At 41.1% G+C, this 12,628-nt stretch carries 11 protein-coding genes; 10 read left to right on the top strand and 1 reads right to left on the bottom strand.

The genetic code is table 11. The annotated features are described in order from the left end of the window. Positions 1-2 precede the first annotated feature (2 nt). The 10 genes from VCM39_RS16715 (at position 3) to VCM39_RS16670 (ending at position 11,579) form a co-directional block, all read left to right on the top strand. Positions 3-902, top strand: coding sequence for a T9SS type A sorting domain-containing protein (locus VCM39_RS16715; RefSeq protein WP_322934127.1), 900 nt, complete (start codon positions 3-5; stop codon positions 900-902). A gap of 91 nt (positions 903-993) precedes the next feature. Further along, the gene (locus tag VCM39_RS16710) at positions 994-3,543 is read left to right on the top strand and encodes a M6 family metalloprotease domain-containing protein (protein ID WP_322934128.1); all 2,550 of its coding nucleotides are present in this window, start codon (positions 994-996) and stop codon (positions 3,541-3,543) included. A gap of 350 nt (positions 3,544-3,893) precedes the next feature. Continuing rightward, entirely contained in the window at positions 3,894-4,874 is a 981-nt protein-coding gene (locus VCM39_RS16705) for a head GIN domain-containing protein (RefSeq protein ID WP_322934129.1), read from the top strand. Positions 4,875-5,039: 165 nt separating this feature from the next. Further along, entirely contained in the window at positions 5,040-6,836 is a 1,797-nt protein-coding gene (rpsA, locus tag VCM39_RS16700; protein ID WP_221651344.1) for a 30S ribosomal protein S1, read from the top strand. 159 nt (positions 6,837-6,995) lie between these two features. After that, complete coding sequence (locus VCM39_RS16695; RefSeq protein WP_322934130.1) at positions 6,996-7,910, top strand: ribonuclease Z; 915 nt, start codon at positions 6,996-6,998, stop codon at positions 7,908-7,910. An 81-nt stretch (positions 7,911-7,991) separates the two neighbouring features. After that, entirely contained in the window at positions 7,992-8,303 is a 312-nt protein-coding gene (locus VCM39_RS16690) for a T9SS type A sorting domain-containing protein (protein ID WP_195570293.1), read from the top strand. A gap of 8 nt (positions 8,304-8,311) precedes the next feature. Next, positions 8,312-10,102 carry a L,D-transpeptidase family protein gene (locus VCM39_RS16685; protein WP_289292267.1) on the top strand — a complete coding sequence of 597 codons (1,791 nt, stop codon included), beginning with the start codon at positions 8,312-8,314 and terminating at the stop codon, positions 10,100-10,102. A 28-nt stretch (positions 10,103-10,130) separates the two neighbouring features. After that, positions 10,131-10,682, top strand: coding sequence for an RNA polymerase sigma factor (locus VCM39_RS16680; RefSeq protein WP_007484381.1), 552 nt, complete (start codon positions 10,131-10,133; stop codon positions 10,680-10,682). 17 nt (positions 10,683-10,699) lie between these two features. Beyond that, the gene (locus VCM39_RS16675) at positions 10,700-11,107 is read left to right on the top strand and encodes a hypothetical protein (protein ID WP_221651341.1); all 408 of its coding nucleotides are present in this window, start codon (positions 10,700-10,702) and stop codon (positions 11,105-11,107) included. A 25-nt stretch (positions 11,108-11,132) separates the two neighbouring features. Continuing rightward, the gene (locus VCM39_RS16670) at positions 11,133-11,579 is read left to right on the top strand and encodes a hypothetical protein (protein ID WP_221651340.1); all 447 of its coding nucleotides are present in this window, start codon (positions 11,133-11,135) and stop codon (positions 11,577-11,579) included. Positions 11,580-11,663: 84 nt separating this feature from the next. On the opposite strand, the gene mazG is transcribed toward VCM39_RS16670, so the two are convergent. Continuing rightward, positions 11,664-12,449: a nucleoside triphosphate pyrophosphohydrolase gene (gene mazG, locus VCM39_RS16665; protein ID WP_221651354.1), complete on the bottom strand. Its 786-nt coding sequence runs from the start codon at positions 12,447-12,449 to the stop codon at positions 11,664-11,666. Positions 12,450-12,628 lie beyond the last annotated feature (179 nt).

Here is a 12,628-nt window from a genome sequence, read left to right as displayed (position 1 = left end):
GTATGAGAAGGAAAATTACGACATTATTAATGGCTTTTGGAGCAATATTATTTGCAAATGCGCAAGAGTATAATTTGTTTGATCCTGCTGATGTTGATGCAAATGGTTGGATTTGGTTTGACACACAAGAGAAGATAGATAAGTACATCGGTCAGGCAAATAATGAGGATGGAAAGATAGATCCGGATGGGAAGATTATCCAGTTAATCTGTGCGGACTTTGGAGATTATGAGGATACTACTGCTGACCCGACGTTGGTAGGAGTTGGTTCGGACAAAGAGGTAGGAGGAGAGAATGCTAAGACAGGTGCCATCATTACTGCAAGTGCCTCTGCATCTATGACTACTAATGGTGGTGGATTTGTAGTGCGTATGCCATCGTGTGTTTCCTTTAACTTGTTTCTTTCAAGTGATGCAACAACCTGTGTACGTATGCTGGGAACTCCAGATGAGAGCAAAGCTTTTAAAGATTATGCGATTGTTTCAGCAAAGTTTGCAAGTGTGATAGCCCCTTTGTTCAGAAGTGGTCAAAAAGAGTGGAGTCAGATTGAGACTTTAGATAATGGGGATGAACCTCATTTCAAGTTAAAATCGGATGCTCCTATGTATGCACGATTCGAATCATTAACGAAAGCCCCTCTTTACATCCATGGTATGAAAGTACTTACTTCTACCAAACCGACCGGTATCTACAATCAATCTGCTAATGCTGAAATAGCATTTGATGGTACTGTGTTGTCTTTAGGTGAGGTTGCCGATATACAGATTTACACTACTGCCGGCACATTGGCTGCATCCGCTACCACAAACGAGATGAATCTGTCTCCTTTGGAAAAAGGTATCTATGTAGTAAAGGCAAAAATGGGTACTACCGAACGTACTAAGAAGATCGTCATCCGCTGATAATTCTATGGGGAAGCGTTTGCTTATTTTCATCCTTTTGATGAGATAGCGACTGCTTCCCTCTTTTATTTACTATAATTAATGTAAAACGATGAAGAGATATATTATTCTTTGGTTCGTTGTTTTATTCTTTCCGATCCTATTGTCGGCTGCCGAAAAGAATAAGGGTGAGTTGAGCAATCTGGTTTGTTTTCTGAGTTTTGCCGATGAAGAGAACAATGAGCAATTTGACAAGCCCATCAGTTACTATGAAGCGATGTTTAATGCTGATGCTGCAAGAGTAAATTCGGTATATAACTATTTTCGTGAAGCCTCCTACGACCAGCTTTTCTGGAAAAGTGCTTTCTTCCCGAAAGCGAATGGTGCGCAAATTCTTTCTTATAGAGCAAAAAATGAACGTGGATATTATCGAGAGAAAGGTAGTATCAATGAACAAGGATATAGCAATGAAACCGAGAAAGCTGCACGCGAACAGGCTCTGATAAAAGAACTGGCTGCTTATCTCTCTGAGAATCTACCTGATGATATAGTAATCGATGCTAATAATGATGGATTGCTTGATAATATCTGTATTATCGTAAGTGGGAATTCCGAATTGGGTGCCAGGCATTTACTTTGGCCACACCGTTCGGACTTGGCATTGCCCGACGAGAAGGCTATTTATGTAAAAGGCAAAAAGATAGTAGGTTATCTGATGGTATTTAATGATGCCAACGGGTGGAGTTCTTTGAGTCCTGTACCTTTGAATACAGGTGTGCTTTGTCATGAAATGTCTCACACATTAGGTACCTATGACCTTTATCATGTGAATGACGACCTGAATCCGGTAGGGGTGTGGGATCTGATGTCCGACAACCTGAAGACTCCCCAGCAGATGAGTACATATACCAAATACCGTTACTGCAAATGGATTGACGAAATTCCCGAAATATCCACTCCGGGTACATATACGTTGAATCCTGTGGGAGGCAGTAGTAAAGAGAATATTGCCTATAAAATAAAGCCTACCGGTTCCGATGAATATTTTATTGTAGAGTATCGGAAAAAAGCCGGGACTTTTGATATTGGTCTGCCTTCCTCCGGTTTGCTGGTTTATCGTATTAACCCTAATGTGACAGGTGGAAATCTGAACTATAATGGAACCACTCGTCTGGACGAACAATACCTTTTCCGTCCGGGAGGAACAACCAAACTTGATGGTGACATAAACAAAGCAGCTTTCAGTGCTGAAAGCGGACGCACTTCTTTGGGGGGAACTGCTGATTTTAAGCCTTTCTATAGTGATGGGAAAGAGGCTAAATTCGCGTTGGCGAATATATCTTCCTGTGGCGAGACGATCTCTTTTGATTTGCTGGAGCTGATGCCTCAGATTTATATCCCGAAACCGGATGTAGCTTTGGGTGGTGCTGCTGAGAGTACTGTTGAAGTGAACGTTGAGGCAGATGTTGCCTGGAAGGCTGTAGATATACCCGATTGGCTGACTGTTACCCCTCTTCAGGGTGAAGCGGGTAAGTCGACTCTCATTTTGCAGGCTAAATCTGCGAATGAAAATGCACAGCTGCGCACTGCTGCCTTTCATTTACAAGGAGTGGAGGATGTTTCTATTACCGCTTCAGTAAATGTTTCACAGCGTTCCAATCTCATACAGTCCCCCTCTGCTTTGACCGCCAAAGTGGAAGGAAATGCCATTGTTTTGTCATGGGTAGCTCCACACGAAGGTACTCCGGCTCTGGTGGAAGATTTTGAAGATTCGCAGAGTCTGGCTAAGTGGGCAATAAAGAATGAAGGTGACCGGGGATGGGTATGGAAAAAGTCTGAAAAATATGCAGAGCCCTATACCGGAAATTATTCAATGCGTCTGTTGGATGCCTGGGAGGATATCCATCAGGATGAATATCTGATATCTCCTTCTTTCTCTAAAGGTAAGTCGCTGACATTCTATTCTAAGTCTACAGCTCCTCAGAAGAATAATCCCGCTAATTTTTATTATGTAGAAGTGAGTTCGGATGGGGGTATAACCTGGGAGAAAATATGGGATTTGAAAACAGATTGTTCCGTTGTGAATAAATATACCCGGGTTGATATTGACTTATCTCCTTATATGTCTGATGATATGAAAATTGCTTTTCATGCATATGATACCAATCAGATGGGGCTGTCTTACTGGTGGCATGTAGACGATGTTGCTGTTTATCCGCAGGTAGAGCATTCTATCATAACCGGCTATGCGATTTATAGAAACGGAGAGAAGATTGGCACTGCCACAACTTCTACTTTTACAGATACCGCTCCGCTTTCAGGAGAAAACGTATATACGGTTCGCGCTGAAGGCTCTTTTGGCGATACGCCGGACTCTGAATCGGTAACGGTTTCATATACAGGGACAGGTATCTGTACTCCTTCTGCTTCATTGTCAGAGGTAACTATGTCGTACCGGCAAGGTGTGCTTCATCTGGAAAGTGAGAATGCAATCAAGAATTTAACCATGTATTCTCTTGATGGAAAACCGGTATTGAATATTGCTCCCGGAAGGAAATCTTATGATGCTGATGTGCGACATTTAGCTGCCGGAATGTATATTGCTTACGTGCTGACAGAAGGTGGTAGTCGTCCGTCGATATTAAAATTGTTGATAGAATAACTCTCTCTTAAATAAGTTTCTCTCTCATCTTCCATTGTTTGAATGTTGCTACTTATCAGCTGTTTAAATGGTGGAAGATGTTTTATTTTCATATGAAAACACTTTGTTTCTTTATATTGAGAATATTTTCTCATCCTATTGAAACAAATACTCTCAACCTGTTGAGAAAATATTCTCAACGTATTGAAACAAGTTTCTCAAAGCGTTGAGAAAACTTTCTCAACCTATGGATACACTTTGAGACACACTGAAAAGTTTTTATCATAAAAACATGGTCTGCCATGCAACCTTTCGCATACTGTTTGCGTCTTATAGATATTACAAACTACTTAAATGAAAAAAATATGAATATGAGAGGATTTATTGGAATGATTACTTTGTTTTCATTCTTGCTGACTACAACAACAGCTTGTTCCCAGATTAACCGTGTAAAAGCAAACGGAACGTATAAAACAAAAAATATCAAAATCGGAAGTTTCGACAAGATAAACCTTCAGGGAAGTCCGACAGTTATTTATACGCAGTCTACTGATAATAAATCAACTTTAGAGATTTACGGGTCGGATAATATTCTCAACCTGGTAGAGTGTACAGTATCTGATGGCACACTGTTTGTCTCTTTCAAGAAAGGTACAAATATTGAGTTTGGTAAAGAGGGAAGATTAAAAATAATGGCTTCCAGCCCCATGTTGAAAGATGTGTTATTGCAAGGATCAGGAGATGTAGTCTTAAATAATAAAGTGAAATCAGATCGTCTATCCCTTACTCTGAAAGGTTCCGGAGATATCAATACCGGGGAAATCGTTTGTACGAATGCTTTTTCGGCAACTCTGCAAGGTTCCGGTGACATTTCTGTCAAAAACAGTATCAATGCAGGGAATGTAGATTTGAATTTATCCGGCTCCGGTGATCTGGATGTATATAACCTGACGGCTAAGTCTACTACGGTAATTCTTCATGGATCAGGAGACCTGAAGGTGAAAGGTACCAATGTAGCTGGGGATGTAACAGTCAACCTGTCCGGCTCCGGTGATCTGGATTTTGTGGGGATACAGGGAGAGACCGTAAAGGCTGAATTGCAAGGCTCCGGTGATTTGAAGGTAGCAGGTACGGCACAACGGGCTGTATTATCATTACGCAATTCCGGCGATCTGAATGCGAAAGATCTGAAAGCTGTTGATGTAGATGCAAGTGTAGATGGCTCCGGTTCTATTTCCTGTTATGTTTCCGGTACACTAAAATGCAATATATCCGGAAGTGGTGATATTGGCTATAAAGGCAGTCCGGTTAATATCCAATCGAACGGTAAACGCAATCCGCGCAAATTGTAAGACGAATGTCTGAATAACTTAAATATCTGAATATTAGCCGTCGTGAGACGGCTTTTTTTATACCAAACTTTGGTTAGTCACGAAAAATGTTTTATCTTTGCGCCCGATTTATAGAATAATATAATGTCTTATTTAATTAAAGTATCTCTAAACAATTAATTATTAATGGAAAACTTAAAGAACATTGCTCCTGTTGAAGACTTCAACTGGGATGCGTATGAAAATGGCGAATCATTCGCTGGCGCCAGCCAAGAGGAACTCGAAAAAGCTTATGACAGTACGCTTAACAAAGTGAACGACCGTGAGGTTGTTGACGGAACTGTAATCGCAATGAACAAGCGTGAAGTCGTTGTGAACATCGGTTACAAATCAGACGGTATCATTCCTTTGAATGAATTCCGTTACAACCCTGACTTGAAAATTGGTGATACTGTAGAAGTATACATCGAAAATCAGGAAGACAAAAAAGGACAGTTGGTTCTGTCTCACAGAAAAGCTCGTGCTACCCGTTCTTGGGATCGCGTTAATGCTGCTCTGGAAAACGAAGAAATTATCAAGGGTTACATCAAGTGCCGCACTAAGGGTGGTATGATCGTAGACGTATTCGGTATCGAAGCATTCTTGCCGGGTTCTCAGATCGACGTTAAACCGATCCGCGACTATGATGTATTCGTTGGAAAAACAATGGAATTCAAAGTTGTTAAAATCAACCAGGAATTCAAAAACGTGGTTGTATCTCACAAAGCTCTTATCGAAGCTGAACTGGAACAACAGAAGAAAGAAATTATCGGTAAGCTCGAAAAAGGACAAGTTCTTGAAGGAACCGTTAAAAACATCACTTCTTATGGTGTATTCATCGACCTGGGTGGCGTAGACGGATTGATCCACATCACTGACCTTTCATGGGGCCGCGTAAGCGATCCGAAAGAGGTGGTTGAACTCGATCAGAAGCTCAACGTTGTTATCCTCGACTTCGATGACGAAAAGAAACGTATTGCTTTGGGTCTGAAGCAACTTACTCCGCACCCATGGGATGCACTTGATCCTGACTTGAAGGTAGGTGACCACGTGAAGGGTAAAGTGGTTGTTATGGCTGACTACGGTGCATTCATTGAAATTGCTGCCGGTGTTGAAGGTCTGATCCACGTATCTGAAATGTCATGGTCACAGCACCTGCGTTCTGCTCAGGACTTCATGAAAGTGGGCGACGAAGTAGAAGCTGTTGTATTGACTCTGGACCGTGAAGAACGTAAAATGTCTTTGGGTATCAAACAATTGAAACAAGATCCATGGGAAACTATCGAAGATAAGTATCCTGTAGGTTCTAAGCATACTGCAAAAGTTCGTAACTTCACTAACTTCGGTGTATTTGTAGAAATCGAAGAAGGTGTTGACGGATTGATCCACATCTCTGACCTGTCTTGGACTAAGAAGGTAAAACACCCATCAGAATTTACTCAGATTGGTGCTGATATCGAAGTTCAGGTATTGGAAATCGACAAAGAAAACCGTCGTTTGAGCCTTGGTCACAAACAACTCGAAGAAAATCCTTGGGATGTATTCGAAACAGTATTTACTGTAGGTTCAGTACACGAAGGAACAATCATCGAAATGTTGGATAAGGGCGCTGTAGTTGCTCTGCCTTATGGTGTTGAAGGCTTCGCTACTCCGAAACACCTTGTTAAGGAAGATGGTTCACAGGCTCAGTTGGACGAGAAACTTGAGTTCAAGGTAATCGAATTCAACAAGGATGCTAAGAGAATCATTCTGTCTCACAGCCGTATCTTTGAAGATGTTGCTAAGGCAGAAGAAAGAGCTGAAAAGAAAGCTGCTTCTAATGCAAAGAAGACTTCTGCAAAGAAAGAAGATGCTCCGATGATTCAGAACCAGGCTGCTTCTACAACTCTGGGTGACATCGATGCTTTGGCTGCTTTGAAAGAACAGTTGGAAGGTAAGAATTAATTCGATTAATTCTATAATATTTTTAGAAAGGGTATCAGCGAACTGATACCCTTTTTCTTTTTATCTTTGCATCAAAACGAAAATAAGCTGCATCCTGGCATAAAAAATGAACAGGTTCATTTTATTCTGCTCTCGGTTTGCATTATCTTTGTCTCTGTTATGGAGAAATTTGAATTACATATATTGGGCTGTGGCTCTGCGTTGCCTACTACACGGCATTTTGCGACTTCACAGGTAGTGAACCTGCGTGACAAACTTTTTATGATAGATTGTGGCGAAGGGTCACAGATGCAACTTCGTAAATCCCGGTTGAAGTTTTCCCGGTTGAATCACATCTTTATTTCTCATTTGCATGGCGATCATTGTTTTGGCCTGATGGGGCTTATTTCTACTTTCGGATTGTTAGGACGTACGGCAGAACTCCATATTCATTCTCCTAAAGGGTTGGAAGAATTGTTTTCTCCGCTACTGGCCTTTTTCTGTAAGAACATGAGTTATCAGGTTGTTTTTCATGAATTTGATACGAAAGAGCCTGTGTTGATCTATGAAGATCGCTCCATGACTGTTACGACAATTCCTTTACAACACCGCATTCCTTGCTGCGGTTTCCTGTTTGCTGAGAAACCTCGTCCCAATCACATCATCAGGGAGATGGTTGATTTCTATCAGGTACCGGTCTACGAACTAAACCGCATTAAGAACGGGGCTGATTTTGTAACTCCGGAAGGAGAAGTGATAGCCAATGATCGTCTCACACGCCCTTCTGAGCCCGTTCGAAAATATGCCTATTGTTCCGATACTATCTATCGGAAAGAGATAGCCCGTCAGATTGCCGGTGTTGATCTCCTGTTTCATGAAGCTACATTTGCTCAGACTGATTTGCCCAGAGCCAAAGAGACATTTCATACTACTGCTTCTCAGGCAGCCCGGCTCGCTCTGGATGCAGGAGTAAAGCAACTTGTCATCGGGCACTTTTCGGCACGTTATGAGAATGAACAGATCTTGCTGGAAGAAGCCGTTGCTGTTTTTCCAAATACTATCCTGGCTAAGGAGAACCTTTGCATCAATCTGTGACAACTTTCAGGCGTAAAGTTTGTTTTATAGGGAGGAACAACGTATATTTGTACTGAATAAACAGAATCGGATACATACCAGATGAAAAGGTTATTTTTCTACTTTTTCTTTGCTCTGACTCTCCTGCCTTTTTCCACAATGACGGCGCAGGAAGGGCGTAAAGCGGAAACTGTTCAGAGTGAGCAGTCTTCTCTTACATTGACTGTGTCCGGTACTACAGTGCGCGTTCAGAATGCTACCCCTGGTTCTTTGATGGAAGTATACAATATTCTTGGAGTGAAGGTCACCTCAGTGCGTATTGATACAGTTGATAAATCAGTGACTTTAAATCTTCCGAAGGGATATTATATCTTTAAAATAGGTGATATAGTGAGGAAAGTAGTAATAAAATAAAGAGATGGATGATGAAGCGGATCGTATTAAGCTTTCTTATTCTACTCGTGGTGGTATCTGCCTGTAAGGAAGAGAAACCAAAATCTCCGGTTGTTCTTTCCCTGTCCTCTTTTCATGAATTAGTTCATCCTGCATATTTAATAAATTCTGATAGTATACGTCAATACGTCCGTATAAATTTGTCAAATACTAATGATACGATGGCCTGGGACTCGGCTATGGTGAGTTATTATGCAGCAGATAGTGCAGCATTGTTTTGGATGAAAGATGGCGTAGGGCAATATGCCGATTCGCTCCTTTACTGGTTAGAGAATTCTCATCGGCATGGATTAAATCCGGCACTTTTTAATGTCTCTGATATACGAACCGATCTGGAACGTTTCCGTTCTCTGCAGTTGCATGAAGACGAAACGATCAATCATCTACTGGCACGTTTGGAATACGGGTTGACAAGCTCTTACCTGTTTTATACCTGTGGACTTAAATATGGTTTTATTTCTCCAGTACAACTTCTGAATAATCAGGAAGAGGATGTTAAGAAAAAGAGTGATACTGAAAAACAGAAAGAACCTTACCCCATTCCTTTGAAGGAGTATAGTAAAGAATTTGCTCTGGAGGCTTTGGCTTCTTTGAGGCAGAATCCTTTTGCTGCTTTTCGCCAGGCTCAGCCCACTTCTCCCTTCTATCTCAGTATGCAGAAAGAATTAGCACGCTTGGATTCTCTAGGAGAGGCCGAATTTGAAGAAATTCCGCTTATTGGTGATACTTTACTGAAAGTGGGAGAGAGGCATCGTATCATACCATTGATTGCCGGTAGATTGATGCAAACCGGAGAACTGAAACAACAATTCTCAGGTGATACATTGACTTCTGCTTTACTGGAGGCGGTAAATCAATTCCGTTTAACGAACCGCCTGTCTGCAGACAATTCTATAGGGACTTATACCATCCGTTATCTCAATCGCCCTCTCACTTACTATAAGGATCATTTGCTGATCAATCTGGAGCGAGCCCGCTGGCAATATAAACCCGAAAAAGGTTCTAAATATGTGATCGGTAATATAGCTGCCTTTATGTTACAGGCTTTTAATGAGGAGGTCGATTCGATTCTTGAGATGCGTATTTGCTGTGGTTCAGTAAGAAATAAAACTCCTTTGCTTTACAGTAAGATTTACTACATGGAGTTGAATCCTTATTGGAATGTTCCCCAAAATATAATACGTAAGGAGATTATTCCGTCTTATCGTCGCGATACTACTTACTTCACCCGAAACCGGATGAAAGTATATGATAAGAATGGAAACCGGGTAAATCCTCATGATATAAAATGGGCTAAATATACAGCAGGCGTACCGTTTACTGTAAAGCAGGACAACAAAGAAGGCAATTCTTTAGGGCGAATTATTTTCCGTTTCCCCAATCCGTATGCTGTCTATCTGCACGATACTCCTTCCCGTTGGGCCTTTAACCGTTCCAATCGTGCGGTAAGTCATGGTTGTGTAAGGTTGGAGAGAGCGTTGGACTTTGCCTTTTTCTTATTGGAAAAGCCGGACGAACTGTTGGAAGATCGCATTCGTATTGCCATGGACATAGCTCCGAAGAGCGATGAAGGCAAAAAACTGAACCGGAGCGAAGCATACCGGGAACTTAAGCATTATAGTCTGAAGGAAGCTATCCCTCTGTTCCTGGATTATCAAACCATGTATCTGGCTGCCGATGGCAAGCTCAGTTACTGTGATGATATTTACAAATATGATGACCCTTTGCTTGAAGCATTGAATAAATTGAACCATAAATAAGCATAACATACAGAATACTAATAACCTTATGAATTCTTATAAAGAACGAGAGGTTTTAAGGCTCCTTCAGGACGAAGGTACACAACGAAAAGGATTTGAAATGATTGTGTCGCAATATAGCGAACAATTATATTGGCAGATTCGCCGGATGGTACTTTCTCATGATGACGCAAATGACCTTCTTCAAAATACGTTTGTCAAGGCATGGATGAACATCGACTATTTCCGGGCAGAAGCGAAGCTATCTACCTGGCTTTATCGCATTGCCCTGAACGAATGTATTACTTTTCTGAATAAGCAGCGCGCTATGAATACCGTAGCCATCGACGATCCGGAAGCCGCTGTCGTGGAGAGGCTGGAAAGTGATCCCTATTTTTCCGGTGATCAGGCACAGCTTATGTTGCAAAAAGCCTTATTGTCACTGCCGGAGAAACAACGCATGGTTTTCAATCTGAAATACTACCAGGAGATGAAGTATGAAGAGATGTCGGAGATCTTTGGTACCTCTGTAGGAGCATTGAAAGCATCCTATCATCATGCAGTGAAGAAAATCGAAAAGTTTTTGGAAGGTGTTGATTAAACCTTTTAAATCATTAAATGTCTAAGAAAAAGAGAGGAGAAGATTATATGAAAGAAGAAGATGAAATATTGAAGAAAGTAGGTACAGGCAATGCCTTTAAGGTGCCTGATGGATACTTTGAGAATCTTACTTCAGAAGTGATGAACATGCTTCCCGAAAAGGAAAAATCTGCCTTTGAAGTGAAAAAAACGACGAAGTGGGACAAAATTAAGCCATTGGCCTATATGGCGGCAATGTTTGTCGGAGCTGCATTTATTATTCGTATTGCATCGGTAAACTATAAACCTGAGGCTACAGAAATGGCTGTGATGGAGACGGTAGAGGTTGATAGTGATTCTGATGAGTATATTAATGCTGTGCTCGAAGGTTCGATGATGGACGATTATTCATTGTATGTATATCTCACTGATGCCAGTGTGGAATAAAATAAATTAAACTGATTTTATAAAAATGAAAAGACTGATTATTCTGCTGTTTATCATTTGCGGCTTTACTCCTTTGTTGTGGGCTATGGATGGGTGCAACCAACAACGTCTGTCACCGGAAGAATTCCGGGCCAAGCAGAAGGCATTCATTATTGAGAAAGCTGGTTTGAACAAAGAAGAAGCAGCAAAGTTCTTTCCTGTATACTTTGAGCTTCAGGATAAAAAGAAAGCGTTGAATGATAAGGCTTGGGGGTTACTTCGTAAAGGAAAAGATGATAAAACGACAGAGGCTCAGTATGCTGAAATTCTGAAAGGTGTATATGATGCCCGTTCAGCTTCGGACAAGCTGGAAAGAGATTATTACGAGAAATTCAAGAAAATCTTATCGAATAAGAAAATTTATATGGTGCAGAAAGCCGAAATGCGTTTTCACAGGGAACTGCTGAAAAATGCAAACCGAAAAGATAAATAACCCTTATTTAGTTGAGAGTTAAAAGTTGAAAGTTACTATGTGGCATAACAGCGCAGCTAACTTTCAACTTTCAATTTTCAACTTTTACCTCTCAAGCTTTTTTGCTTCGTTCCAGATACGGTCCATTTCCTCGAGTGACATGTCTTTAAGGCTTTTGCCCTCTTTGATCGTGTGTTCTTCCAGATAATTGAATCGACGGATAAACTTCTGATTCGTAAGCTCCAGTGCATTATCCGGGTTGATTTTGTATAAGCGGGCAGCATTGATAAGACTGAACATTACATCGCCGAATTCTGCTTCCGCTTTGACCTTGTCCATATTGGCTACCTCTTCCTGAAATTCTGCAATTTCTTCTTTTACTTTATCCCACACCTGTTCTTTTTCTTCCCAATCGAAACCTACATTCCGGGCTTTGTCTTGTATACGATAAGCTTTTATTAAAGAGGGCAGGGCGGATGGTACGCCACTAAGCACCGTTTTATTGCCGTCTTTCTCCTTTAATTTCAATTGTTCCCAGTTCTCAGAAACTTGTCCGGCGGTTTCGGCTTTTACTTCTCCGAATACATGAGGATGACGGAAGATTAATTTCTCACAGAGCTTGTCACATACATCCTTTATGTCAAAGTCTCCTGTTTCCGAACCTATCTTGGCATAAAAAGCCACGTGCAGCAGCACATCTCCCAACTCTTTACAGATATCCTTCTTATCATCGCGCATCAGAGCGTCACAGAGTTCATAAGTCTCCTCAATCGTATTAGGGCGTAAACTTTCATTAGTCTGTTTACGATCCCACGGGCATTTTACGCGTAACTCGTCCAATATGTCCAGGAAGCGGCCGAAGGCTTCCATTTGTTCTTTTCTTGAATGCATCTTTTCTTTTATATAAGAAATATTAGAGTCTATATAATTTCTTGCAAAGATAGAGAAATTCGAGGCAAAGTATTCTTCTTTTAGTTTGTTTTGTTTCATTTGTGCTTTAGGCTGGTTTATGCAGGAACTGCCAAAGAATATGGTGTGACGAGCCTTTATAAGGCCATTTTTTATTAACT

Origin of the sequence: Bacteroides mucinivorans (genome assembly GCF_034654355.2) — a bacterium.
GTDB classification, from domain to species: domain Bacteria; phylum Bacteroidota; class Bacteroidia; order Bacteroidales; family Bacteroidaceae; genus Bacteroides; species Bacteroides nordii.
Note: the sequence above shows the minus strand (reverse complement) of the source record. Positions and strands in the feature narration are given on the sequence as shown.